At 67.6% G+C, this 23,619-nt stretch carries 22 protein-coding genes and 1 pseudogene; 10 read left to right on the top strand and 13 right to left on the bottom strand.

Features of this window, described 5'->3' with window-relative positions; translation table 11 throughout:
* Positions 1 to 2: 2 nt before the first annotated feature.
* From lipB to lpdA, 4 genes are all read right to left on the bottom strand, one after another.
* On the bottom strand, positions 3 to 734 hold the full coding sequence (lipB, locus tag FOE78_RS18795; protein ID WP_143987642.1) for a lipoyl(octanoyl) transferase LipB: 732 nt from the start codon (positions 732 to 734) through the stop codon (positions 3 to 5).
* Positions 735 to 775: 41 nt separating this feature from the next.
* On the bottom strand, positions 776 to 1,681 hold the full coding sequence (locus tag FOE78_RS18790; RefSeq protein WP_143987641.1) for a TIGR01777 family oxidoreductase: 906 nt from the start codon (positions 1,679 to 1,681) through the stop codon (positions 776 to 778).
* Positions 1,682 to 1,870: 189 nt separating this feature from the next.
* On the bottom strand, positions 1,871 to 3,685 hold the full coding sequence (gene sucB, locus FOE78_RS18785) for a 2-oxoglutarate dehydrogenase, E2 component, dihydrolipoamide succinyltransferase (RefSeq protein WP_143987640.1): 1,815 nt from the start codon (positions 3,683 to 3,685) through the stop codon (positions 1,871 to 1,873).
* A gap of 77 nt (positions 3,686 to 3,762) precedes the next feature.
* Positions 3,763 to 5,163, bottom strand: coding sequence for a dihydrolipoyl dehydrogenase (gene lpdA / locus FOE78_RS18780; protein ID WP_407662596.1), 1,401 nt, complete (start codon positions 5,161 to 5,163; stop codon positions 3,763 to 3,765).
* A 47-nt stretch (positions 5,164 to 5,210) separates the two neighbouring features.
* Between lpdA and FOE78_RS18775 the strand changes: the two genes are divergently transcribed.
* Positions 5,211 to 5,564: a hypothetical protein gene (locus FOE78_RS18775; RefSeq protein WP_143987638.1), complete on the top strand. Its 354-nt coding sequence runs from the start codon at positions 5,211 to 5,213 to the stop codon at positions 5,562 to 5,564.
* 2 nt (positions 5,565 to 5,566) lie between these two features.
* Here the strand turns inward: FOE78_RS18775 and FOE78_RS18770 are convergent, their stop codons facing one another.
* The gene (locus tag FOE78_RS18770; protein ID WP_143987637.1) at positions 5,567 to 7,072 is read right to left on the bottom strand and encodes a leucyl aminopeptidase; all 1,506 of its coding nucleotides are present in this window, start codon (positions 7,070 to 7,072) and stop codon (positions 5,567 to 5,569) included.
* 55 nt (positions 7,073 to 7,127) lie between these two features.
* Here FOE78_RS18770 and gcvT point away from each other — a divergent pair, with 55 nt between their 5' ends.
* On the top strand, positions 7,128 to 8,234 hold the full coding sequence (gene gcvT / locus FOE78_RS18765) for a glycine cleavage system aminomethyltransferase GcvT (RefSeq protein WP_143987636.1): 1,107 nt from the start codon (positions 7,128 to 7,130) through the stop codon (positions 8,232 to 8,234).
* A gap of 235 nt (positions 8,235 to 8,469) precedes the next feature.
* On the opposite strand, the gene FOE78_RS18760 is transcribed toward gcvT, so the two are convergent.
* Positions 8,470 to 8,952: an NUDIX hydrolase gene (locus tag FOE78_RS18760; RefSeq protein ID WP_143987635.1), complete on the bottom strand. Its 483-nt coding sequence runs from the start codon at positions 8,950 to 8,952 to the stop codon at positions 8,470 to 8,472.
* Positions 8,953 to 9,055: 103 nt separating this feature from the next.
* Between FOE78_RS18760 and FOE78_RS18755 the strand changes: the two genes are divergently transcribed.
* Positions 9,056 to 10,000, top strand: a complete 945-nt coding sequence (locus FOE78_RS18755; protein WP_228265889.1) for an NAD-dependent epimerase/dehydratase family protein — start codon at positions 9,056 to 9,058, stop codon at positions 9,998 to 10,000.
* An 83-nt stretch (positions 10,001 to 10,083) separates the two neighbouring features.
* On the opposite strand, the pseudogene FOE78_RS24265 reads toward FOE78_RS18755, so the two are convergent.
* Positions 10,084 to 10,557 (bottom strand): annotated as a pseudogene (locus FOE78_RS24265) (DUF998 domain-containing protein); the annotation flags it as partial.
* Positions 10,558 to 10,751: 194 nt separating this feature from the next.
* On the opposite strand from FOE78_RS24265, the gene FOE78_RS18745 reads away from it, so the two are divergent.
* A complete protein-coding gene (locus tag FOE78_RS18745) occupies positions 10,752 to 11,801 on the top strand; it encodes an LLM class flavin-dependent oxidoreductase (protein WP_143987633.1) in 1,050 nt (349 codons plus the stop codon).
* Here FOE78_RS18745 and FOE78_RS18740 read toward each other — a convergent pair.
* The 3 genes from FOE78_RS18740 to FOE78_RS18730 all read right to left on the bottom strand — a co-directional run bounded on the left by FOE78_RS18740 (position 11,798) and on the right by FOE78_RS18730 (position 14,091).
* Positions 11,798 to 12,013, bottom strand: coding sequence for a hypothetical protein (locus FOE78_RS18740; RefSeq protein WP_143987632.1), 216 nt, complete (start codon positions 12,011 to 12,013; stop codon positions 11,798 to 11,800). The two genes, FOE78_RS18745 and FOE78_RS18740, sit on opposite strands and share 4 nt — an antisense overlap.
* Before the next feature lie 10 nt (positions 12,014 to 12,023).
* Positions 12,024 to 13,034 carry an aldo/keto reductase family protein gene (locus FOE78_RS18735; protein ID WP_143987631.1) on the bottom strand — a complete coding sequence of 337 codons (1,011 nt, stop codon included), beginning with the start codon at positions 13,032 to 13,034 and terminating at the stop codon, positions 12,024 to 12,026.
* Between the two features lie 493 nt (positions 13,035 to 13,527).
* The gene (locus FOE78_RS18730) at positions 13,528 to 14,091 is read right to left on the bottom strand and encodes a DUF3043 domain-containing protein (protein WP_168207590.1); all 564 of its coding nucleotides are present in this window, start codon (positions 14,089 to 14,091) and stop codon (positions 13,528 to 13,530) included.
* 249 nt (positions 14,092 to 14,340) lie between these two features.
* Here FOE78_RS18730 and FOE78_RS18725 point away from each other — a divergent pair, with 249 nt between their 5' ends.
* Genes FOE78_RS18725 through FOE78_RS18715 form a run of 3 tightly spaced genes read left to right on the top strand, consistent with a single transcriptional unit; the run spans position 14,341 to position 17,236 of the window.
* Positions 14,341 to 15,186, top strand: coding sequence for a PspA/IM30 family protein (locus FOE78_RS18725; RefSeq protein ID WP_143987629.1), 846 nt, complete (start codon positions 14,341 to 14,343; stop codon positions 15,184 to 15,186).
* Positions 15,183 to 15,467 carry a PspA-associated protein PspAA gene (gene pspAA / locus FOE78_RS18720; protein ID WP_143987628.1) on the top strand — a complete coding sequence of 95 codons (285 nt, stop codon included), beginning with the start codon at positions 15,183 to 15,185 and terminating at the stop codon, positions 15,465 to 15,467. The genes FOE78_RS18725 and pspAA overlap by 4 nt, the downstream gene beginning before the upstream one ends.
* 59 nt (positions 15,468 to 15,526) lie before the next feature.
* Positions 15,527 to 17,236, top strand: a complete 1,710-nt coding sequence (locus tag FOE78_RS18715; RefSeq protein ID WP_143987627.1) for an IlvD/Edd family dehydratase — start codon at positions 15,527 to 15,529, stop codon at positions 17,234 to 17,236.
* Positions 17,237 to 17,491: 255 nt separating this feature from the next.
* Here FOE78_RS18715 and FOE78_RS18710 read toward each other — a convergent pair whose 3' ends face one another.
* Both FOE78_RS18710 and FOE78_RS18705 read right to left on the bottom strand, forming a co-directional pair.
* Complete coding sequence (locus tag FOE78_RS18710) at positions 17,492 to 18,394, bottom strand: SMP-30/gluconolactonase/LRE family protein (RefSeq protein WP_210414665.1); 903 nt, start codon at positions 18,392 to 18,394, stop codon at positions 17,492 to 17,494.
* A 2-nt stretch (positions 18,395 to 18,396) separates the two neighbouring features.
* Positions 18,397 to 19,176 carry an SDR family NAD(P)-dependent oxidoreductase gene (locus FOE78_RS18705; RefSeq protein WP_143987626.1) on the bottom strand — a complete coding sequence of 260 codons (780 nt, stop codon included), beginning with the start codon at positions 19,174 to 19,176 and terminating at the stop codon, positions 18,397 to 18,399.
* A gap of 63 nt (positions 19,177 to 19,239) precedes the next feature.
* On the opposite strand from FOE78_RS18705, the gene FOE78_RS18700 reads away from it, so the two are divergent.
* Together FOE78_RS18700 and erpA are read left to right on the top strand one after the other, a co-directional pair.
* Positions 19,240 to 20,307 (top strand): glycerate kinase, encoded by a 1,068-nt coding sequence (locus FOE78_RS18700; RefSeq protein WP_168207589.1) that lies wholly within the window; start codon positions 19,240 to 19,242, stop codon positions 20,305 to 20,307.
* 135 nt (positions 20,308 to 20,442) lie between these two features.
* Positions 20,443 to 20,802: an iron-sulfur cluster insertion protein ErpA gene (gene erpA / locus FOE78_RS18695; protein WP_143988928.1), complete on the top strand. Its 360-nt coding sequence runs from the start codon at positions 20,443 to 20,445 to the stop codon at positions 20,800 to 20,802.
* 1,036 nt (positions 20,803 to 21,838) lie between these two features.
* On the opposite strand, the gene FOE78_RS18690 is transcribed toward erpA, so the two are convergent.
* Positions 21,839 to 22,513: a response regulator gene (locus FOE78_RS18690; RefSeq protein ID WP_143987624.1), complete on the bottom strand. Its 675-nt coding sequence runs from the start codon at positions 22,511 to 22,513 to the stop codon at positions 21,839 to 21,841.
* A gap of 242 nt (positions 22,514 to 22,755) precedes the next feature.
* Here FOE78_RS18690 and ctaC point away from each other — a divergent pair, with 242 nt between their 5' ends.
* Positions 22,756 to 23,586, top strand: coding sequence for an aa3-type cytochrome oxidase subunit II (ctaC, locus tag FOE78_RS18685; RefSeq protein WP_228265888.1), 831 nt, complete (start codon positions 22,756 to 22,758; stop codon positions 23,584 to 23,586).
* Positions 23,587 to 23,619 lie beyond the last annotated feature (33 nt).

Genomic DNA, 23,619 nt, shown 5'->3' with positions numbered 1-23,619 from the left:
GCCTATGCCTTCTCGGCGCCGGCCAGTGCCGGGCGGCGGATGTCCGGCGACTTCTCGTACGGTTGCCAGCTCAGCAACTCGGCCAGCTGGGGCCGCAGCACCTCGGCGATCCGGGGCAGTGGGACCTGTTCGCCGCCCAACTCCTCGGCCAGGCTGGTCACCCCGGCATCGGTGATGCCGCAGGGCACGATCGCCTCGAACGGGGTCGCCTCGTTGCTGATGTTCATCGCCAGGCCGTGCATGGTCACGTCGGCGGCGACGCGGATGCCGATCTGCGCGATCTTCCGCTCCGGACGCGGCGTGCTGAACTCGTCGAAGGGTTGATCATCGAGTGGCAGCCAGACCCCGGACCGGCCGTCCACCCGGCCGGTGGTCAGGCCGAATTCGGCGAAGGTCCTGATCATGGCCTCTTCCAGCCGGCGGACGTAGTCGACCACCCGGACCGAGTCCGGCAGTTTGACGATCGGGTAGGCGACCAGCTGACCCGGTCCGTGCCAGGTGATCTTGCCGCCGCGGTCGACGTCGACCACCGGCGCGCCGTCGGTCGGTCGTTCCTGCGGCTCGGTTCGCTTGCCGGCGGTGTAGACGGCTCGATGTTCCAACAGCAGCACGGTGTCCGGTGCGGTACCGGCCACCACCTCGGCGTGAATGCTGCGTTGCAGATCCCAGGCCTGGACGTAGTCGATCAGGTCCGAACCCAGGCCGAGATCGCGGAATGCGACGTTGCCGCTCATGCCCGGAGCCTATCCGAGGCCGGCGACGGTCTGCAGCCGACTCAGCCGAGCGCCAGTTGCACGGTCTGTTTCACGTCCGGCCCGTCGAACCGGAAGCCCTGCTCGGTGATCGCCGTCGGCACAACGTACTGATCACCGACGAGTTGCTCGGCCAACTCGCCGAGAGCCGTTCGCAGCACCTTCCCCGGTGCGGTCAGCCGGGCCTTGCTGCCGAGCAACCGGGCCAGGGTGGCGGTGAATACGGCGTTGGTCGGCGGCTGCGGGATGGTCAGGTTGTACGGGCCGGCCGGCGGGTGCTTGTCGATCATGAACTGCACGGCACGCAGCCAGTCGTGCAGGCTGATGATCGTCATCCGCTGGTGCCCGTCGCCGAGCGAGGCGCCGAGCCCGAGCTTGAACACGGGCTTGATCAACTTCAGGGTGCTGCCGGAATGATCAAGAACCATTCCGTTGCGGATCTTGATCACCGGCACTCCGGCCGAGGCGGCCTGCTCCGTGGCGGCCTCCCAGTCGTGGGCGAGCCGGCCGAGGAAGTCGCCGGCCGCGGGTGCGGTCTCGTCGTACGGTTCCGGTCCGGAGCGGGTGCCGTACCATCCGGTAGCGCTGGACTGCAGCCAGAGCGGCTTGGTGGAGCTACCGGCGTAGCGTTCGACCACGGTCTCGGCCAGCAACCGAGTGGCCTCGATCCGGGCGTCGCGCAGCAGTTGGCGACGGCTGTCGGTCCACGGTCGGGTGAACACCGGCGGACCGGCCAGGTTGATGATCACGTCGACGTCGGTGACCGCGTCGGCGTTGATCCGGCCCTGTGCCGGATCCCAGTGGAATTCCGAGGTCGAGGACACCGGAGTCCGGCGGACCAGCCGGCGCACCTCGTACCCCTGCTCGGCGAACCGCACCCGCAGGGCGGTACCGAGGAAGCCGGATGCGCCGGTGATCAGGATCCGCATGGTCTCTCCCGTTCAGGCCGTACTCTAAGCACAGTCTTGCGCTTCCGGGGCAGCTACGTCCTGATCCGGACGGATGACCCGGAAGCGAGCCCGAGGGCCTCGATGGCCCGATGGGCCGCCCCTCACCTAACCATCGGTGGAAGCCGATCCGGTAGGAACCTGGGGGTCTGGGGGCTGGGCCCCCAGATGTCAGAGACCGAACTCCGAGCCGAAGTCGCCTTCCTCCAGCCGTTCCTTCAGGGTGCCCAGGAAGCGGGCCGCATCGGCGCCGTCGACCAGCCGGTGATCGTAGGACAGCGACAGATACATCATGTCCCGGATCGCGATCGTCTCGCCCAGATTCTTGTCGGTGATCACCACCGGCCGCTTCACCAACGCGCCGGTGCCGAGGATGGCGACCTGCGGCTGGTTGACGATCGGGGTGTCGATCAGGGCGCCTCGGCTGCCGGTGTTGGTGACGGTGAAGGTGCCGCCGGAGATGTCGTCGGGGGACAGCTTGTTGTTGCGAGTGCGGTCGGCCAGGTCGGCGATCTTCTTGGCCAGCCCGGCGATGCTGAGGTCGCCGGCGCCCTTGATCACCGGCACCACCAGGCCCTTGTCGGTGTCCACCGCGATCGACACGTTCTCCGTGGCCGGGTAGTGGATCTCCTCGGCCTCGGTGTCGATGGTCGCGTTCAGCTTTGGGTGCACCTTGAGCGCGTCCACCGCGCCCTTGATCAAGAACGGCAGGTACGACAGCTTGACGCCTTCGCGGCGCAGGAAGTCGTCCTTCACCTTGGCCCGCAGCCGGGAGATCACCGTCAGGTCTACCTCGACGACGGTGGTCAGCTGGGCCGACGTCTGCAGCGACTCCACCATCCGGGCGGCGATGATCTTGCGCAGCCGGGTCATCTTCTCGGTGGTCCCGCGCAGCGAGCTCTGCTGAGCCGATGCCGCGGCGGGTGCTGCCGCCGGCGTCTCGGCTGCCGGTGCCTTAGCCGCCTCGGCGGCGGCCAGTACGTCCTGCTTGCGGATTCGGCCGCCGACACCGGTGCCCTTCAGGGTGGACAGGTCGACGTCGTGCTCGGCAGCCAGCTTGCGTACCAGCGGCGTCACGTAGTTGCGGTCGCCGTCGGAGCTGTCGGCCTGAGTCTGCGGCGCCGGCGCGCTCGCCGGCTGGGGTGCCGGTGCGGGGGCGGGAGCAGGTGCGGGTGCCTCGGGCGCCGCTGCCTCGGCCTGCGGTTCCGGCTGCGCCTCCTGCTTCGGCTGCTCCTGCTGCTTGGCCTGCTCTTCCTGTACGGGCTGCTCTTCCCGCTCGGGCTGGGCCGGCTGCTGGTCGCCGCCCTGGGACTGCTGACCCGCTTCGCCGATCACCGCCAGGACTGCACCGACCTCGACGGTCTCGTCCTCCTTGGCCCGGATCTCCAGCAGCGTGCCGGCGGCCGGAGACGGGATCTCGGTGTCCACCTTGTCGGTGGAGATCTCCAGCAGCGGTTCGTCGACGGCCACCGAGTCGCCGACCTGCTTCAGCCAGCGGCTGACGGTGCCCTCGGTGACGCTCTCGCCCAACTCGGGCAGGGTGACGTCGCTGCCCGAACCGTTCGACGCGGAGGAGGAGCCGGCCTGCGCTGCCGGGGCCTGTTCGGACGGTGCCGGTTCGGCGGTGGGAGCGGACTCGGGGGCGGGCGCGGGAGCGGACTCGGCGGCCGGTGCGGGCTGTTCCTGCTCCGGCTCCTGCTCTGCCTCGGGCGCCGGAGCTGACTGGCCGTCGCCGGCGGAGCTCTCGCTCTCCTCGCCGATCACTGCCAGCACGGCGCCGACCTCGACCGTGTCGTCCTCGTTCGCCCGGATCTCCAGCAGGGTGCCGGCGACCGGCGACGGGATCTCGGTGTCCACCTTGTCGGTGGAGATCTCCAGCAGCGGTTCGTCGACGGCGATGGTGTCTCCGACCTGCTTCAGCCAGCGGCTGACGGTGCCTTCGGTGACGCTTTCGCCCAGTTCCGGAAGAGTGACCTCGGTGGACATGTTCGGCTTCGACTCCTCGATGATGCGTGGCTCTGCCCGGTCAGCCTATCCGCCGGTCCGGGCGGTCGTCCGCGGGGTCAGGTATGCACGTGGAGGGGCTTGCCGGCCAGCGCCAGGTGCGCTTCGCCGAGCGCCTCGCCCTGGGTCGGATGGGCGTGGATCAGCTGCGCCACCTCCTCCGGGTAGGCCTCCCAGTTGGTGATCAACTGGGCCTCGCCGATCAGCTCGCCGACCCGCGCCCCAATGAGGTGAATGCCGACCACCGGACCGTCCGCACGGCGCACCACCTTGACGAAGCCCTGGGTCTTGAGGATCTGCGAGCGCCCGTTCCCGCCGAGCTCGTAGGTGAAGGTTTCGACGTCGCCGAAACGCTGCCGGGCCGCTTCCTCACTGAGCCCGACGGCGGCGATCTCGGGATCGCTGTAGGTGATCCGGGGGATGGACTCGTCGCCGACCACCGTCGGGCGGTGCAGCCCCGGATCCCGACCGGCGGCGATCTCCTCGGCGACGAAGATCCCGTGCGCGAAGCCGCGGTGCGCCAGCTGGAGTCCGGCGACCAGGTCGCCGACCGCGTACACGCCCCTCAGGTTGGTCGCCAGTCTGTCGTCGGTACGGACCCAGCCGCGATCCAGCTCCAGCCCGGCTTCCTCGAAACCCATCCCGTACGAGTTCGGGCGACGGCCGACCGCGACCAGCAGTACGTCGGCGCTGACCGACTTCCCGGACTCCAGCGTCACCGTCAGCTGGTCCGAATCGGTGCTGACCGCCTGCATCGGCGAGCCGGTCAGCAGGCCGATCTTCCGTTTGCGGAAGGCCCGTTCCAGGGTCTTGGAGATGGCCGGATCCTCGTTGGGCACCAGTCGGGGGAGTGCCTCGACCACCGTCACGTCGACCCCGAACGAACGCCAGGCCGAGGCGAACTCGACCCCGATCACGCCGCCGCCGAGGACGATCGCCGAGGTCGGCAGCTCGGTCAACCGTAACGCGTGCTCGCTGGTCAGCACCCGTACGCCGTCGACGGCGACCGCCGGCAGCGTGCTCGGCAGCGATCCGGTGGCCAACACCAGATGATCTGCGCTGAGTTGTCGATCACCGACCCGTACGGCGGCCGCGGCGCCATTTCCGTCAGCGCCGACCAGACTGCCGCGGCCCTCGATCACGTCGATCTTGCGTGAGCCGATCAGTCCGGTCAGGCCCTTGTGCAGTCGGCCGACGACACCGTCGGCGTAGCTTCGGACCTCGGCCAGGTCGACCCGATCCAGGGTGGCGTGCACACCGAACTGGCTGCCGTCGCGGGCCGCGTCGGCCACCTCGGCCGCGTGCAGGATCGCCTTCGTCGGGATGCAGCCGCGATGCAGGCAGGTGCCGCCGACCAGTCCCTCCTCGACCAGAGCGGTCCGCAGCCCCAGTTCGGCGCCCCGCAAGGCCGCCGCGTAACCACCGCTGCCGGCCCCCAAGATCACCAGGTCGTAGTTCATAAGCCTCATCCAATCATTCGGCGAACGCGACTCGTCATACTTACTGCATGGGGTGGTGGCAACAGCGGATCGGCCGACGTCGGCGGGCGCCCGGTGCGCGCGCACAGTCGGTCGATCAAGCGGCTGTCGCGCACCTGACCGAGTTCGCGCACACCCGACGCGGTGTCGAGGCCTACGTCGAGCAGCCGACCAGCGTCACTCAGACCACCCTGCTGCTGGTCGCCCACGACGGCGAATGGACCCGGCGCCGAGTCCCGTCACCGCAGTGGGCGCATTCGTTCGCCGAGAGCCTGCAGATCCCCGGCTACGAAGCCGCAGTCGTCGGCTACCCGCAACGGATGCGGGACTACAACCACCGGCAGAAACTGCTGCAGCGGCAGCAGACCACCGAGCACGACTGAGTTCAGCCGGCGTACTGCTGGGCCAGATCGATCAGGGTCCGGACGCCGACGCCGGTGCCGCCGCTGGGGATGTAGCCGTACGGCTTGCCGTCGTTGAACGACGGGCCGGCGATGTCGAGATGGACCCACGGCGTCTCGCCGACGAACTCGCGCAGGAACGCGGCGGCGGTCATCGCACCACCGGGACCGGAACGGCCGGACTTCAGATCGGCCACCTCGGAATCGAGGAAGCCGCGGCATTCGTCGACGATCGGCAACCGCCAGAACCGCTCGCCGGCCGCCTGCGCCGCCTCGAGGACGGCCGTCGCGGTGTCTTCGTCATTGCTCAGCACGCCGACGGTCCGCTCACCGAGTGCGACGATGCAGGCGCCGGTCAGGGTGGCCACGTCGATGATCAGATCCGGCTTGTCCTCACCGCTCAACCGGGCCAGCGCGTCGGCCATCACCAGCCGTCCCTCGGCGTCGGTGTTCACGTTCTCCACCGTCTTGCCGCCGTAGATGGTGAGCACGTCCGAGGGCCGGTAGGCCGAACCGGACGGCATGTTCTCGGCCAGCGATCCGTACGCGGTGATCTTGATCTTGAGGCCGAGGTCGGCGATCGCCCTCACCGCGGCGAAGACCGCGCCGGCGCCGGACATGTCCGACTTCATCGTGTACATGCCGGCCTGGGTCTTGAGGTCCAGGCCGCCGGAGTCGAAGGTGATGCCCTTGCCGACCAAACCGAGGTGCACCTTGGCGCCGCGCGGCGCGTAGCTCAACCGCACCAGCCGCGGCGGCCGCTCGGACCCGCCGCCGACGGCCAGGATGCCGCCGTAGCCGCCCTTCTCCAGGGACTTCTCGTCCAGGATCTCGATGTTGATCTTGCTCCGGCTGCCGATGTGCCGGCGGGCCTCCTCGGCGAAACTCTCCGGGTAGAGCAGATTGGCCGGCTGGTTCACCCATTCCCGGTTGGCGATCACGGCCCGGGCGACGATTGCCGCCGCCTCCAGGGCAGCCAGCTGCGCCTTCCCGGTGGACCTGCTGATCACCGAGACCTCGTTGATCTTGGGGTCGGCCGGGTCGCCGGTGGTGATCGGCTGGAAGCTGTATGCGCCCAGCAGGAGTCCTTCGGCGACGGCCTGAACGGTCCTTGCCTCGGACCGGTCGAGGCTGATCGCCAGCCGACCCTCGGTCAGGTGCTTCAGCCCGGAGGCAACTCGCGCCGCCGCCCCGGCAGCGCTGCGCAGCTCACCGGCGGGCAGTTCGTCGACCGGCCGGTCGCCGAGGCCGACCAGCACCAGCGTCACCTTGCCGGCACCCGGAATCACCGTCGTGCTCAGCGGCTTGGAGGTCGCACCGAAGGTCGCCGCGACCTCATCCGGCCCGGCGCCGTACGTCTTCCTCAAGGCGTTCGCGACGGTGTCGGGCAGGCCGACCACGGTATCCGCGGCGAAGCCCACGATCAGGACTTCGGCGGTTCGCGGAAGTGAACGGGACAGGGTGAGCTCTGGAAGGCGAGGCGCTGGCACCCGGTCAGGCTATACGAGTCCCTCTCGGCGCCGGGTGTGAGATAGGTTCCGAGCTATGTCCGCCGAGCTTCTGCTGTCTGTGTTGAACGATCGCCACGTCGAGCTGGGGGCCAAGTTCGCCGAGTTCGGCGGTTGGTCGATGCCGCTGGAATACGCCGGAGCCGGGGTGGTGGCCGAGCACACCGCAGTCCGGACCGGGGTCGGCATCTTCGACGTCAGCCATCTGGGCAAGGCCACGGTCGCCGGTCCGGGTGCGGCGGAGTTTGTGAATCGCTGCCTCACCAACGACCTGACCAAGATCACGCCGGGCAAGGCGCAGTACACGCTGATCTGCAATGAGGACGGCGGCGTGGTCGACGATCTGATCGCATACCTGAAGAGTGACGACGAGGTGTTCCTGATCCCGAACGCGGCCAACACCGCCGCGGTGGTCGACCGGCTCGCCGCAGCCGCACCGGATTCGATCACGATCACCAACCAGCACAGCGATTTCGCCGTACTGGCGGTGCAAGGTCCGCGGTCCGACGAGACGCTGACGGCTGCCGGACTTCCGGTCGGACACGACTACATGTCGTTCGAGCTGGCCGACTTCGGCGGCATCCCGATCACCGTCTGCCGGACCGGTTACACCGGCGAACGCGGTTACGAGCTGGTCTGCCCGAGGGAGGTGGCCGGTGCGCTCTGGGACAAACTCATCGGGGCCGGTCAACCGTACGGGATCCAGCCGGCGGGTCTGGGCGCCCGGGACACGCTACGGACCGAGATGGCCTATCCGCTGCACGGCCAGGACATCTCGCCCGAGATCAGCCCGGTGCAGGCGCGGCTCGGCTGGGCGGTCGGCTGGGGCAAGGACGCCTTCTTCGGCGCTGAGGCGCTGAAGGCGGAGAAGTCGGCCGGCCCGACCCGTACCCTGCGCGGGCTGAAGGCGGTCGGCCGCGGCATCCCGCGCCCGCACATGACGGTGCTGAACACCGACGGCGAAACCGTCGGGGAGGTCACCTCCGGCACCTTCTCGCCGACCCTGAAGACCGGCATCGCACTGGCCCTGGTGGACCCTTCGCTCAAGATCAACAACACCGTACGGATCGACATCCGCGGCCGCGCCACCGACTTCGTGATCACCAAGCCGCCCTTCGTCCACCCGGGCGTCAAGGACTCCTGAGCTTCAGTCGATCACGGTCCTGAGCTGTCGAAGAACCCCGAAGCGCCACATCTCGGCACCAGCAACGGCCGCATCCTCACCGCAACTTTCCAGCACGGGTGGGGTTTTGGGCTGGTCCGCCCGTAGATCAGGCGGCAACTTTCCAGCAGGAGCGGGGTTTGCACGCCGTGGTCCGACCTCACGAGCCGTTCCGACTGGGGCGCTCACCTGTCGAAGTCGATCACCGTTGGAGGGTTCAGCGATGGAAGAACGGTGGCCCTTCGAGCGGAAGCGCCAGCTCGATCGACTCCCGGTCCGCCGGCCCGAGCATTCGGCGGGCCCGGTCGAGGTCGTACCAGCCGACCTCAAGGGATTCGTCGTCGGCGACCCGGGCGTCACCGGACACGTAGTGCGCGCGGAAAGCGCAGCTGAGGAACTGCACCTGATCACCGTTGGGGTAGGCGCTCCTCGGCAGGGTCAGCACGCTGATCAGCCGGTCGATCTCGATCACCACCCCGGTCTCTTCCAGGACTTCGCGGACCAGCGCCGGAGCGGGTTGCTCGCCGGGCTCCATCATCCCGGCGGGTAGATGCCACTGGCCGTTGTCGGACCGCTTGCCGAGCAACACCCGGCTCGGGTCCTCCCGCCGATCGAAGACCACCGACTTGACCCCGGGGAACAGCAGCAGGTCGTTGCCGATCTTGCGGCGCAACTGCAGCACGAACTCTGGTGTGGGCACGCCCCGACACTACCGAACAACAAATGTGAGCACTGCTCTTGTTCTGCTCGCCACATGTGTGCCATGCTTATTAGAGAGAGCAGCGCTCACAAACCACTGACGAATGGGACGTGATCACATGGGCAAGCACATCATCGTGGGGGCAGGACCGGTCGGGACCGAGACGGCCAGGTTGCTGGTGGAGGCCGGGCACCAGGTTGTCAGCGTGACTCGCAGCGGCCGCGGACCGGCGGTGGAGGGAGTCGAGCGGATCGCGGCCGACGCCAGCGATGCCGAGCAGTTGATCAAGATCACCGCGGGAGCGGACGTGATCTACAACTGCGCCAATCCACCGCACTACGGCAATTGGGAGGAGGTCTGGCCGCCACTGTGGGCCAGCATGCTGCAGGCGGCGGAGACCAACGGTGCGACGTTCGTGACCGCGTCCAGCCTGTACGGCTACGGTCCCGTGTCAGGTCGGATGTTCGAGGGGCTGCCGGACCTGGCGACGGAGAAGAACGGCCGGATCCGTGCCTCAATGTGGGCCGAAGCGAAGGCGTTGCATGACGCCGGCCGGATCAAGGCGGTCGAGGTCAGGGCCAGCGATTACGTCGGTGCCGGGGTCGGTGATCATGGTCACCTGACCCGCAATGTGCCGGCCGCGTTGAAGGGCAAGTCCGCGATGGTGATCGGCAACCCCCACCTTCCGCACTCCTGGACCGACGTGCTCGACGTCGCCCGTACCTTGGTTGCGGTAGCCGATCGCGAGGACTCCTGGGGCCGGGTCTGGATCGCGCCGACGAACGCGCCGCGGAGCCTGCGCCAAGGGCTGGCCGACGTGCTCGAATTGGCCGGCAAGCCGATGGTGCGGGTCCGGTCGTACCCGAAGTTGATCATGAAGGCCGGTGGCTGGTTCAGTGCCGACCTGCGCCAACTGGAGGCGATGAGCTATATCTTCACCCGGTCGTACGTGGTCGACTCCACAGAGGCGGAGACCAAGCTCGGGCTGGCGCCCACGCCCTGGGACGAGGTCTGCCGCAGGACCTTGACATCGGCTTCGGCGGGGTAGCTGACGCCTTCCCGGTCGATGGTCGCGGCCAGCAGGAACAGGTAGCTGATCATGATCACGAATCCGGCCCGTTCCAGGAAGCCGAAGGCGGCGATGCCCGAGCCGGCGATCGCCAGCGGAATGTGGATTGCCAGAAACGCGCCGACCAGTCCGGCCAGCGCGATCGCCGACCGGCGCAGGGCCCGCGGCAATGCCGAACACGGTCCGTGGATCGAAGCGGCGATCTTCAGCCCGGCCAACGGCAGCGCGGCGAAGGCGCTGCCGGCAGCAACCCGGTGGATGGTCGCCGCCACGGTCGGGTCGGTGTGTGGCGGATTGGTGGGGAAGATGCCGACCAAGATCAGCGAGGTGCTGAAGATGATCATGGCCAGCGCGGGGACGGGTCCGGTTGCCAGCCGCGCCCGGTACATCCGTACGGTCAAGATCACTCCGAGCAACGCCAGCAGTGATCCGCCGGCCATGATCATGAACGCGCCGCCCGGGATGAACGCGTACCAACTGATCGGATCGATCAACGGGTTGATCGTGGCGGCACCGAGGACGTGCGCGGCGACCATCGGGACCAGGGCGATGGCCGACAGCACGGCGACCAGACGGATGTTCTCAGACACCCGACAACCGTCCCGGAATCGGTGATCGCGAACCATCACGCTGACTTGTCAACCGCGGGTGGGGCCAGCCCCAGGACTGTGATCCGGATTACCGGGCAGTGATCGGAATACCAGCATCCGCGATCCGGTTGCACGGACACGTGACTGGGCCACAACTCTCCGTCCTCGACCTCATCCCGGTACGCACCGGGCAGACCACCGCGCAAGCGCTGCAGGCTTCGACCGCGCTGGCCGGGATCGCCGACGAGACCGGCTATCGCCGCTATTGGGTGGCCGAGCATCACAACATGCCCGCGGTCGCGTCCACCAACCCGCCGGTGTTGATCGCGTTGCTGGCTTCGGCCACTGATCGGATTCGGGTCGGTTCCGGCGGCGTGATGTTGCCCAACCACGCGCCGCTGGTGGTGGCCGAGCAGTTCAGCCTGCTGGAGGCCGCGTTCCCGGGCCGGATCGACCTGGGCATCGGCCGGGCGCCGGGCTCCGACCCGGTCACCAACTGGGCCCTGCGCTACGGCGGCGGTGGCACCGAGGGCGGAGTCGAGCAGTTCGACGAAAACGTGCAGAACTTGATCAAAATGATGAGCCCGGCCGGAGTCGGACTGCAGCTGCAGGACGGCACCTACACGCTGCACGCGACGCCGAAGGCGGTCGCCGAACCGACCATCTGGCTGCTGGGCTCGTCCGACTACTCCGCGAGACTGGCCGCCGAGCGCGGACTCCCGTACGTGTTCGCCCATCACTTCTCCGGCCAGGGCACGGCCGCCGCCCTGCAGCTGTATCGAGACAGTTTCCAGCCGTCGGAGTTGCTGGACCAGCCGCGTACTTTCCTGACCCTGAACGTCTCCGTGGCCGAGACCGCCGCCGAGGCCGAACGGCTGGCGCTGCCGCAACTGATCCAGATGGCCGGTCTGCGCTCGGGCCGACCGCTGGCGCCGCAGCTCACCGTCGAGGAAGCCGAACGCGACGACTACCTGACCAGCCAGGCGCCGTTGATCAACGCGATGCGGACCAAGTGGGTGATCGGCGAGCCCGAGGATGCGGCCCGCCGGATCGCCAAGCTGGCCGAGGAATTCGGCGTCGACGAGGTGATGATCAACCCGGTCGCCGGTGCCTACCAGGCAACCGACTCGGTCCGGGCACCCGCCCGCGAGCAGACCCTGCGGCTGCTCGCGAACGCGATGACCGACTAGACCTCCGGCTCCAGCCGCATCGGCCCGTACACCAGGCGATCTTCCTCGTACAGGCTGACCGACTCGACCCCGGCCGCCATCAGGTCGGGGTAGGACTCGCCCAGCCAGGACTCGGCATCGCCCTGCGCGGTGAAGTGCTGATCAAGGCCCAATCCGGCAGTGTCGATCTGGCCGGCCCCTTGCCGGACGGTTGGCTGCCAATGCCAGCTCATGACCGACGCCTCAGGCCAGCCGGGTCTTCGGCGAGGACTGAGCCGTACGGGCCGGGTCGCGTTCGACCGCGTCGCCGAGCACCTCGTCGATCCGCTGCAGCGTCTCGGCCGACAGCTTCTTGCCCGCCGCCGCGGCGTTGTCGGTGACCTGCTCCGGCCGCGAACCGCCGGTGATCGCGCTGGCCACGTTGTCGTTCGTCAGCACCCAGGCGACCGCCAGCTGGGCCATCGACAAGCCCTCGTCGGAGGCGATCGGCTTCAGCTGCTGCACCCGTTCCAGCAGGTCGTCCTTCATCAGCCGCTGGATGAAGTTGGCGCCGCCGGACTCGTCGGTTGCCCGCGACCCGGCCGGCGGCGGCTGACCCGGCTGGTACTTCCCGGTCAGTACGCCTTGGGCGATCGGTGAGAAGACGACCTGGCTGATGCCCAGCTCCTGGCTGGTCGGCACCACCTCGGCCTCGATCACTCGGTAGACCATGCTGTACTGCGGCTGGTTGCTGATCAGTTGGAAACCGAGGTCGGTGGCGAGCTTGTGACCGGCCCGGATCTGGTCCGCGGTCCACTCGCTGACGCCGATGTAGAGCGCCTTGCCCTGACGGACCACGTCGGCGAACGCCTGCATGGTCTCTTCCAGCGGCGTCTCGTAGTCGTAGCGGTGGGCCTGGTAGAGGTCGACATAGTCGGTCTGCAGCCGCTTCAGCGATCCGTTGATCGCCTCCATGATGTGCTTGCGCGACAGCCCGGTGTCGTTGTGCCCCTTGGGCCCGGTCGGGTTGTAGACCTTGGTGAAGATCTCCAGACTCTCCCGCCGCTGCCCGGCCAGCGCGTCACCGAGGATCGTCTCGGCCGCGGTGTTGGCGTACACGTCGGCGGTGTCGAACGTGGTGATGCCCGCGTCCAGCGCCGCGTTCACACACAGCTTGGCCGCATCGGCCTCGACCTGGGACCCGTGGGTCACCCAGTTGCCGTAGCTGACCTCCGAGATCTTGAAACCGCTGTTGCCGAGATAGCGAAACTCCATGTTTTTCCCGTCCGCCTGGTTGCTGCTGCCGCTGGTCTTGTGTGCTGCAGGTCTAGTTTCCGGGGAGGGCCCCGGACCCCCGCCTTGGTTGCTCTGGGTGCCCTTCTTTCGCCGCGCCCTTCGCTTCGCTCGGGCACGGTCTCGCGCCGGGGCGCTCGACGGGATGTTCATTGCAGTTCTTAGGCCCTGCGTAGTCGCGCGTCGTCGCGAGCTTGCGTCAAGGGCCCCGAGCTTATCGAAGGGGATGGGGGCAACCCGAGGCTCCCCCGTGTCCGCCGGAAGTCGTGACAACACGAGTTGTGTGCTGCGGCCGAGCATGGCGACCGCTGAAAGTCGTGACAACGCGACTTCGGGAGGCCCAAGACTCCCGACAGCGTGCAGCGGCAGCGTGATTCGAGGCGCCCGCGGCGCCGAGAATCGCCAAGGAGATCGGACGAAGCCCAAACGCAACACGGTAGGAACGCGGGGCCTGGGGGCTCGGCCCCAAATCAACTCAGTACGGTTCGCCGCGCTTGATTCGCGGTGCCGGCATCCGGAAGCGCCGGATCTGGATGCTGCGGTTCATCGCGTACATCAGCAACCCGCGCGAACTCGACCGCGGCAGGCGATCGGCCAGCACCTTCTTGAAACCACGCCACATCAGGTACGAATCGAGCAGCACGGTGAGGATGAAGAGGTACATCACCACGGTGGCGATCAACGCGATGTTCGGGGCGATGGAGTAGAGCAGGCTTGCGCCGAGGATCACGATCATGCCCGGCAGCAGGAATTCGCCCAGATTGCGGCGGGAGTCGACATAGTCACGCAGCAGCGCCTTCTCCGGTGTGTTGTCCCGAGCCCGCATCACTTGCGCCCGCTCGGCCCGCTGCATCCGGGCCGCTTCCTTCTTGCTGACCTGCTTGGTCAGCCGCTCCCGGCGGGCGGCCTCGGCCTGCTTGCGGGTCGGGGTCGGCGCACCCTTCTTCTGCGATCCCGGGGTGGCCTGCGCGGAGTCGTCGATCGCCGGCTCGTCGAGTTCGGAGAACGGGTCGGAGTCTTTCCGCCGAAACAGTGCCACCGGATGCCTTCCTCGTACTGCTGCCGGCCCAGGGTTCAGGGCCCGCGACCCCCGATTCTGTCAGGGGGCCACCCCAATTACGAAACTACCTCTGCGGACCCGTGCTCGCGTTACCCCACCGGGCATAGGGTGGGTGCCGTGCCTGCGGCGGCTGCCGCTTCGGGAGGCGCGGCACCAAGGGCTCGCGCTGAGCGTTGCCTGGCAGGTGCCATGCCGGTGTTGCTATTCGGAAGGATCAGCGGAGAACAGATGAGCGGAATATTCCAGCGGATGTCGATGATCTTCCGCGCCAAGGCCGACAAGGCCCTGGACAAGGCGGAAGACCCCCGCGAGACCCTTGACTACTCGTACCAACGCCAGCTCGAGCTGTTGCAGAAGGTACGGCGCGGCGTGGCCGACGTGGCCACCAGCCGGAAGCGGGTCGAGCTCCAGGCCAACGGTCTGAACACCCAGATCGACAAGTTGAATCAGCAGGCGCAGAAGGCGCTCGAGGTGAATCGTGAGGATCTCGCCCGGGAGGCGCTGACCCGCAAGTCCGGACTGCAGCAGCAGCTCGGCGATCTGCAGACCCAGCACGCACAGCTGCAGGGCGAGGAGGAGAAGCTGGTCCGCGCCTCCCAGCGGCTGCAGGCCAAGGTCGATGCGTTCCGGACCCGCAAGGAGACGATCAAGGCGACCTACTCCGCGGCGGAGGCGCAGACCCGGATCAACGAGGCGTTCACCGGCATCGGTGAGGAAATGGGCGACGTCGGCCTGGCCATCCAGCGGGCCGAGGACAAGACTGCCGAGATGCAGGCTCGGGCCGGCGCGGTGGACGAGCTGATCGCCAGCGGCGCCCTGGAGGACTCGACCGGGATGGCCAAGGACGACATCACCCTGGAGCTGGAGCAACTCGCCTCCACTTCCGACGTGGAGTCCGAGCTGGCTCAGATGAAGGCGGCGTTGGCGGGCGGCAGCTCGGCATCGACTCCGGCGATCGAGGGCCAGCAGGCCGCACCGGCGGCCGAGCCGACCCAGCAGGCGGCGCAGCCCGCTCAGCCGTCGCAACCCGCCCAGCCGACGCAGCCGGCCCAGCCGAACGGGGACATCCGATGATCATCCGCATTCTCGGCGAGGGGCAGTATCGCGTCGACGACGGCGCGGTGGCCAACCTGAACTCCATCGACGCCTCGATCGAGCAGGCAGTTTCGGCCGGTGATCAAGATGCCCTGACGAGCCAGCTGACCAAGCTGCACGCAGAGATCATCGCCGCCGGGACACCGGTGCCGGACGACGAGTTGCAGGACTCCGACCTGATCCTGCCGGCCGCAGATGCGACGCTGGACGAGGTCAAGGACCTGTTGGAGGAGTCGCACGAGGGCCTGCTGCCGGGCTGATCCTTCGGACCACAGCAACAATCACTCCGTACGAAATCGCCCTGTGCAAGGGTGATGGCGTGCGGAGTGATTCTTGGTACGGGCAGGGAAGCCGGGACGGCTACATCCATCGGGCCTGGATGCGGCGGGGGCTGCCGGACAGCGCCTTCACCGGCCGGCCACAGATCGCGATCGCCAACACCGCCTCGGATCTGGCGCCCTGTAATTCCCACTTCGATCAACTGGCCGCGTCGGTCAAGAACGGTGTGTACGAGGCCGGCGGTATCCCGCTGAACCTGCCGGTGATGTCGCTGGGGGAGTCGCTGGTCCGGCCGACCGCGATGCTGTGGCGCAATCTCGCCGCGATGAGCATGGAGGAGTTGTTCCGCGCCAACCCGATCGACGGACTGGTGTTGCTCGGCGGCTGCGACAAGACCATCCCGGCGCTGCTGATGGCAGCAGCCTCGGTCGATCTGCCGGCGGTGGTGATCCCCGGCGGGCCGATGCTCAATGGCACGTTCCGCGGCCGGCCGATGGGCTGCGGCACCGACGTCTGGAAGCTCAGTGAGGAAGTCCGGGCGGGCACCCTGAGCGAGCAGGACTTCCTGCGCTCGGAATCGTCGATGATCCGCAGCCGCGGGCACTGCAACACGATGGGCACCGCCTCCACGATGGCGATCATGGCCGAGGCGCTCGGCATGACCCTGCCCGGGTTGGCCGGGACTCCGGCACCGGACAGCCGACTGCTGGAGTCCTCGCACCAGACCGGTCGATGGGCGGTGCAACTCGTCCAGGCAGACCGCCGGCCGAGCCAGGTGATCACGAAAGCTTCGTTCCACAACGCGATCGTGGCGCTGGCGGCCATCGGCGGCTCCACCAACGCCGTGGTACATCTGCTCGCGATCGCCGGTCGGCTCGGTGTTGATCTTGATCTGCAGGACTTCGATCGGATCGGCAAGGATGTGCCGCTGCTGACCAACCTGCAACCGGCCGGCGAATACCTGATGGAGGACCTGTTCCGGGCCGGCGGACCGCTGGCCGTGCTGCGGCAGGTCCGGGATCTGCTTGATCCGTCCGCGATCACGGTGACCGGCGAACCGCTGGTCAGCTACCTGACCGACGAGGTGCAGATCTGGGACAAGCGGGTGATCAGCAGCCGCGAGCAGCCGCTCCAGGGACACGCCGGAATCGCTGTGCTGCAAGGAAATCTGGCGCCGGACGGTGCGATCATCAAACCGGCGGCGGCGACACCGGGCCTGCTCGTCCATCGTGGCCGGGCGGTGGTCTTCGACTCGGTGGAGGATTGCCGCGCCCGGTTGGACGATCCCGATCTGGAGGTCGACGCCGACTCGGTGCTGGTGCTGCGCGGCTGTGGCCCGAAGGGTTATCCGGGAATGCCGGAGGTCGCGAACATGCCGATCCCGCAGAAGCTGCTGCGCCAAGGCGTACGCGATCTGGTGCGGATCTGCGACGGCCGGATGAGCGGCACCGCCTACGGCACGGTCGTCCTGCACGTGGCACCCGAAGCTGCCGCCGGTGGTCCGCTGGCCCTGGTCCGCGACGGCGACCTGATCGAGCTCGACGTGCCGAATCGATCACTGCAACTGCTGGTCGACGCCGACGAACTCCGACGTCGCAGCGCCGAACCGGAGATGATCAACAGCCTCGCGCATCCCTTACGTGGTTGGGAAAAGCTCTACGTGGATCACGTCGGCCAAGCCGACACCGGAGTCGACCTGGACTTCCTCACCGGCGGATCCGGCGCTGAAGTAGGCCGCGAGTCGCATTGACTGTCTTGATTCAGTCCGCCTGGGTGCCGCTGCTGCTGATTTTGGTGCTGCAGGGCGGGTTTCCGGGGAGGGCCCCGGGCCCCCGCCTTGGTTGCGTTGGGTGTCGATCTTCTGTCGTGCCCTTCGCTTCGCTCGGGCGCGGGCTCGCGCTGGGGCGCTCGCCGGGCTATTCATTGCAGGTCTTGCTTTCTGCCCGGGCACAGCGCGTCTCCTCGCGTACCGGCAGCTCCGCGAGGCGGCAACGGGAAGACGGGATCAGCCGGCGAACGGGTAGGGCACTGCGCCGGTGACGCCCGGGCGGGCGGTGAAGACGGAGCCGGCTTGGGGTTGATCATCGTCGGACAGGCCCTGGCGGGAGGTGGTGATGTAGAGGGTGCCGAGGTCGTCGCCGCCGAAGGTACAGGCGCTGACGTTGCTGACCGGCAACTCGATCACCAGGTCCAGCTTGCCTGCGGGGTCGTAGCGGTGCACCGCCGAGCCGCCCCACAAGGCGATCCAGATGCCGCCCTCGGTGTCGATCGCCATCCCGTCCGGGGCACCCGTCTCGTCGTCGGGCAGCGTGACGAACGGCCGCGAGTTGATCATGGAACCGGCATCGGCGTCGAAGTCGAAGACGGTGATCCGCCGGGTCGGGGTGTCGTTGTAGAAGACCAGGCTGCCGTCGGCGCTCCACTGCAGACCGTTGGAGATGGTCACTCCGGTCAGCACGGTCGGGACCGGTCCGCCCTCCTCGAGCGCACCCGGATCCAACCGATACAACGAACCTGCACCGGGGGTCTCGTCGTAGGCCATGGTGCCGCAATAGAAGCGGCCCTGCGGGTCGCAGCCGCCGTCGTTCATCCTGATCGCCGAATTGCCGAAGGCCGACAGTGCCGGCCCGACCGGGACAAGTTGATCATCGAGCGTCTGAAAGCCGTGCTCGGTGGCCAGCACATAGCCGCCGGACGCGCGATGCCGCAGACAGGCCGCGACGTCGGCAACGTGGGTCCGGCGATGACTCCCCGACCCGTCCAACTGGACCAGGTCACCTTTGATCATGTCCACCAGCAGCAGCCGGTTGCCGCCCAGCTGAGGGGAACGGGCGTCCCACAGCGGCCCCTCGCCATGATCGGTGCACGACTCGGTGAACTGCTCGGCGGTCAGACGATCCGGCTGCACGGTCACATCCAGCCGCCGTCGACAACCCACTTCTGCCCGGTGCAATTGCGGGAGTCGTCGGCCGCCAGCCACAGCACCATCCGGGCGATGTCCTCGCCGTACAGCTTGTTCGGGATCTTCTGATCTTCGCTGATCAACTTCTCGATGTCACCGGGCTGTGCCACAACCTCGAGTTGTTTCTCGGTCAGGATCCAGCCGGGGATGATGCAGTTCACCCGGATGTTCCACTTGCCGTACTCGCGGCCCTGCGTACGCGTCAGGCCCTCGATCCCTGCCTTGGAAGCGACGTAGCCGGTCAGGTTGGGGAAGTCCAGGTGTGCGGTGATGGAACCCATGTTGATGATCGAGCCGCCGCCGGCCCCCCGCATCATCGGCGCCACCGCCTGCGCGGCGAAGAAGTGATGCCGGATGTTCACCGCGATCTCGGTGTCCCACTGATCGACCGTGACGTCGGCGAACGGGGTGCGCTTGTCGTTGGCGGCGTTGTTCACCAGCACCGTGATCGGGCCGAGTTGCTCGGCCGCGTTGTTGATCTTGGAGACGTAATCGGTGATGTCGGTCACGTCGGCTCGCTGGAAGAGTGCCTGTGCGCCGCTGTCGTTGAGCTCCTGAGCCAGCTTCTCGCCGCGTTCGACATCCAGGTCGACGAAGCTCACCTTGGCGCCCTGAGCTGCCAGTTCGCGTACGTCGGACTCGCCGATTCCGGAGGCACCGCCGCTGACGAAGGCGTGCTTGCCGCGAAGGCTCGGGTAGGTCGCGTACCGGGGTGTCGGCTCAGGCATGAGCAAACCGTAATGCCTCGGTCCCGCCGGCCCGCCTTGGGTCGCCCTGGTTGGATGGCCGTCATGCGGGTGATCATCGCGACCGACGAGATCGGTTCACTCAGCTCGGCGGGTGCCGGCGAGATCCTGGCGCAGGGCTGGTCCGGCGCGGAGGTCGACGTCGTACCGATCGGCGAGGCGGGCCTGGGATTCGTCCAGGCTGTTGCCGATGCCTCGGCAGCCGAACCCAACGGCGGGGTCTCCGGCGGCGGCCTGACCACGGTCGTCGACACGCCCGAACGGTTGGTGGTCGCGGTGGAGTCCGAGACCAGCGAACCGCAGCTCGGGATCGATCGGGCTGCGTCCTCCGAGGCGATCGGGGTGGCGCTGCGCGAGGCGCTCGAGGCCAGCCCGTACCGAGCTCCCGAGATCGTGCTGGACGTGTCCGCCAATCGTGCCCATGACGCCGGAGCCGGCCTGCTCTGCGCGCTCGGGGCAGCCGCCGACGTCCCGCTGGACGGCGGCGTGACCGCTTTGCACGGCGTCTCCCGGGTCGATCTGAGACCGGTACGACAGTTGCTCGGCCGTCGCCGGTTGACCGTCGTCGTCCCCCGCGATCAGGTCGGGTTGCCGCTGCTCGGGCTGCGCGGCATCACCTCCCGGTTCGGCCGCGACCAGGGCTGGCACCCGGAGTTGTTGCTGGCCACCGACGCGAGTCTGCAATCGTTCACGGCCGCGGCGGCGCCGGGGCGACCGGACAGCGCGGACTGGGGAGCGTGCGGCGGGCTGGGTTTCGTCGCCGACCTGCTTGGCGGCCGGGTGACGACTGGGTCGGCCTACTGCGCCGAACTGGGCCGGCTGCCGGAGCGGGTCCGGGGTGCGGACCTGCTGGTCACTGGCTGCAGCATGTTCGACTTCGCCGAACGCGGTGGGGGTGTGGTGGCTCGGGTCGCCGACCTCGGCGCGCACGCCAACGTGCCGGTGATCCTGATCGCCGGTGAGGTGGTGATCGGGTCCCGGGAGATGCGGTCGATGGGAGTCGAGTCGGCCTATCACGTACGGGAGTCACGCGCCGGCGAGTCGGTAGCGGACGTGTCTGCCGACGAACTCGCCCAGACGGTCAATCGGGTCGCCCGCAGTTGGAGCTGGTGAGCGTCCTCGCAACGGCCGGCGCCCAGTGGCCGTCGTCTCGCCGGACACGCCGTGGTTGGCTGCGGCCGAGAGGGTGCTTACACTGAAACCGGCCAGCATCCAACGGTCAACTCGCTCGCTTCTGCGGAGGAAGATATGACGGAACAAGCCACCATCGAGGCCCCCATCGCCGACGGCATCGTCCTCACGGAGGAAGCCGCGGCCAAGGTCAAGGCGCTTCTGGACAGTGAAGGTCGCGACGATCTCGCGCTGCGGGTCGCGGTTCAGCCCGGCGGTTGCTCGGGTCTGCGCTACCAACTGTTCTTCGACGAGCGCAGCCTCGACGGCGACGTGGTGAAGACCTACGGCGGCGTCAACGTGGTGACCGACCGGATGAGCGCCCCCTACCTGATGGGCGCCACGATCGACTTCGTGGACTCGATCGAGAAGCAGGGCTTCACCATCGACAACCCCAACGCCACCAGCTCTTGCGCTTGCGGCGACAGCTTCAATTAATTTTCCGTCCGCCTGGGTGCCGCTGACCGCCAGCCTGGGTGCTGCAGGTTCAGTTCCGGGGAGGGCCCCGGGCCCCCGCCTTGGTTGCGTTGGGTGCGCTCCTAACGTCGCGCCCTCCGCTTCGCTCGGACACGGTCTCGCGCTGGGGCGCTCGACGGGTCATTCAATTGCGGTTTTGGTTCGTGCCGAGTTGCGTTGTGCGCGAACTTGCGCGAACGGGCCCTGAGCTTGTCGAAGGGCCGGGAATCGCGCACGTCGCAGTAACCAACTCCTCGTCTCCTAATGGAGGCGGGGAGTTCGTTCGTTCTGGTGCGGTTTCTGGCCCTTCGACAAGCTCAGGGCCCTTCTGGCACGTTCCTGCCGCGTCGCGAGATTGCCGCTATCCAGGTAGGCACCCACTGCCCGGGCAGCAATCCAAGAACAGCAATTGAACGACCAGTCGAGCGCCCCCAGCGCGAGACCGTGCCCGAGCGAAGCGGAGGGCACGACGTAAGTCAGGGACCTAACGTCACCAAGCCGGGGGTCCCGGGGCCCTCCCCGGAAACGCGACCCGCGGCAACAAGGCCAGCGGCAGCGGCAGGAAGACGGCCGGAATCAAAACAGCAATTGAACGACCCGTCGAGCGCCCCAGCGCGAGACCGTGCCCGCAGCGAAGCGGAGGGCGCGAAGTAAGTCAGGCACCCAACGTCACTAAGGCGGGGGTCCGGGGCCCTCCCCGGAAACGCGACCCGCGGCAACAAGGCCAGCGGCAGCGGCAGGCAGCGGACGGAAATTGATCCGCCCCATCCCGGAGTCTTCGATGAGGGACCCAATTGAGGGATCCCGATGACCGGTACCGAACCGACTCCCCCGATATCGGATTTCGGTGTGGCCATCGGATGCCCGGCGCCGAGTCGACCTCAAGCCGGTTACCCGATTTCCGCTCCCGGGATGGGGCTGGATGTGATCAACGGATTGATCACGGCACTCATCATCGTCCGGCCGTCTGGGGTGGGGCAGGGGCTAAGGTCCCGACCTGTCGCCGGTCCCGTTGCGGTCAGGGCCGTCGCTGCTCCTGGTCGGGCCGCAACCGTGCCCCGTACACGGCAATCTGGGTCCGGCGCTGCATGCCGAGTTTGCTCAGCAGAGTGGAGACGTAGTTCTTGATCGTCTTCTCGGCCAGGAACATCCGCTGGCCGATCTGCCGGTTGGTCAGCCCCTGCGCGATCAGTTCGAGGATCTGCCGCTCGCGTTCGGTGAGTTGCTCGAACCGGTCGTCCCGCGTCTGCTGCGGTTGCTTCAACCGGGTCATCAGCCGCTGGGTCACCGCCGGATCGAGGAGCGACTCGCCACGTGCCACCTGCCGGATGGCGTCGGTCAGCGAGGTACCGCCGATCTGCTTCAACAGATAGCCGGACGCGCCGGCCATCACCGCTGCGAACAGTGCCTCGTCATCGTCGTACGAGGTCAGGATCAGGCAGTGCAGGTCGGGCATCGCCGATCGCAGGTCCCGGCAGACGTCGATCCCGGAACCGTCCGGCAGTCGTGCATCCAGCAGCGCCACATCCGGCCGGGCGGCCGGAATCCGATTGCGGGCCTCGGCCGCGGTCGCGGCCTGACCAACGACCTTGAGGTCGCCGGCGGTGCCGAGGAGATCGATCAGGCCCCGGCGGACCAACTCGTGGTCATCCAGGATGAAGACACGGACGATGCGGGACGGGTCGTCGACCATGGCCAGAGCGTACGACCGGAGAGCTTCGGGTGCATAGCAACCGCGAGGATTCGTGATGGTGGCGAGTTCGTCGAACAGTGGCGACCTGGTGTCTGTCGGTGGGTGCTCTGCGTTAGGGTGCTGATAGCTTTGACACGCTGTAGTAGTACGCACCAGAAAGGGTCGACGTGGCACCTGTGTCCCGCCCGCGAATCCCGCATCCGCGGCGACCGATACTGTCCCGGCGGCCGATACCACGCACGGTGTCGCGCCTGCTCCTGGCGTCGCTCGGTCTGGGCGCGCTGGGCCTGGCCGGATGTAGCGCGGAGACGACGGCTCAGCTCGGTCGGCTCGGTCTTCCGGTGGCCGCCAGCGACCGCAGCCCGTACACGCATCATCTCTGGATCGGATCCTGGATCGCCGCCTTCGGCGTCGGGCTTCTGGTCTGGGGCATGATCATCTGGTGCGTCGTCCGCTACCGGCGGCGCAAGCCGGGTGTTCCGCGGCAGAATCGCTACAACCTGCCGATCGAGATCCTCTACACGGTGACGCCGTTCATCATGATCGGCGTGCTCTTCTACTTCACCGTGCTCACCCAGGACAAGGTGCAGGCCAAGGTCCAGCATCCCGATCATGTGGTGACCGTGGTCGCGCAGAAGTGGAACTGGTCGTTCAACTACGAGGAAGCCGACAATCCCGACGTCGGCACCGCTACCTGGGAGTCCGGCACCATCGAGCAGCCGGCCAACCTGTATCTGCCGGTGGGGGAGAGCGTCCGGTTCAACCTGAAGTCGGTGGACGTGATCCACTCCTTCTGGGTGCCGGCGTTCTACGAGAAGCTGGACGTCGTGCCGGGCCGCAACAACAGCCTGGATCTGACGCCGACCAAGGAGGGTGTCTTCGCCGGCAAGTGCGCCGAGCTGTGCGGCACCTACCACTCCGCCATGTTGTTCAACGTGCACATCGTCTCCAAGCAGGAGTTCATCGCCCACATGAAGGAATTGGAGGCGAAGGGACAGACGGGTCAGTTGAGGACCTTGCAGAACCCTGACGCCGTACCGCAGCGGCCCGAGTCGAAGCAGGAGGGTCGCTGACGTGACGACGTTCGAAGGAACCGCCGAACGCAC

This window comes from Microlunatus elymi (assembly GCF_007362775.1).
GTDB lineage: Bacteria > Actinomycetota > Actinomycetes > Propionibacteriales > Propionibacteriaceae > Microlunatus > Microlunatus elymi.
Note: the sequence above shows the minus strand (reverse complement) of the source record. Positions and strands in the feature narration are given on the sequence as shown.

Excerpts from the sequence above, each read along its gene's own strand:
- erpA (WP_143988928.1), top strand. The coding sequence starts at position 20,443 with ATGACGGAACAAGCCACCATCGAGGCCCCCATCGCCGACGGCATCGTC.
- lipB (WP_143987642.1), bottom strand. The coding sequence starts at position 734 with ATGAGCGGCAACGTCGCATTCCGCGATCTCGGCCTGGGTTCGGACCTG.
- lpdA (WP_407662596.1), bottom strand. The coding sequence starts at position 5,163 with ATGAACTACGACCTGGTGATCTTGGGGGCCGGCAGCGGTGGTTACGCG.
- FOE78_RS18790 (WP_143987641.1), bottom strand. The coding sequence starts at position 1,681 with ATGCGGATCCTGATCACCGGCGCATCCGGCTTCCTCGGTACCGCCCTG.
- FOE78_RS18700 (WP_168207589.1), top strand. The coding sequence starts at position 19,240 with ATGCGGGTGATCATCGCGACCGACGAGATCGGTTCACTCAGCTCGGCG.
- FOE78_RS18755 (WP_228265889.1), top strand. The coding sequence starts at position 9,056 with ATGGGACGTGATCACATGGGCAAGCACATCATCGTGGGGGCAGGACCG.
- gcvT (WP_143987636.1), top strand. The coding sequence starts at position 7,128 with ATGTCCGCCGAGCTTCTGCTGTCTGTGTTGAACGATCGCCACGTCGAG.
- FOE78_RS18775 (WP_143987638.1), top strand. The coding sequence starts at position 5,211 with ATGGGGTGGTGGCAACAGCGGATCGGCCGACGTCGGCGGGCGCCCGGT.
- FOE78_RS18735 (WP_143987631.1), bottom strand. The coding sequence starts at position 13,034 with ATGGAGTTTCGCTATCTCGGCAACAGCGGTTTCAAGATCTCGGAGGTC.
- FOE78_RS18740 (WP_143987632.1), bottom strand. The coding sequence starts at position 12,013 with ATGAGCTGGCATTGGCAGCCAACCGTCCGGCAAGGGGCCGGCCAGATC.
- pspAA (WP_143987628.1), top strand. The coding sequence starts at position 15,183 with ATGATCATCCGCATTCTCGGCGAGGGGCAGTATCGCGTCGACGACGGC.
- FOE78_RS18690 (WP_143987624.1), bottom strand. The coding sequence starts at position 22,513 with ATGGTCGACGACCCGTCCCGCATCGTCCGTGTCTTCATCCTGGATGAC.
- FOE78_RS18705 (WP_143987626.1), bottom strand. The coding sequence starts at position 19,176 with ATGCCTGAGCCGACACCCCGGTACGCGACCTACCCGAGCCTTCGCGGC.
- sucB (WP_143987640.1), bottom strand. The coding sequence starts at position 3,685 with ATGTCCACCGAGGTCACTCTTCCGGAACTGGGCGAAAGCGTCACCGAA.
- FOE78_RS18725 (WP_143987629.1), top strand. The coding sequence starts at position 14,341 with ATGAGCGGAATATTCCAGCGGATGTCGATGATCTTCCGCGCCAAGGCC.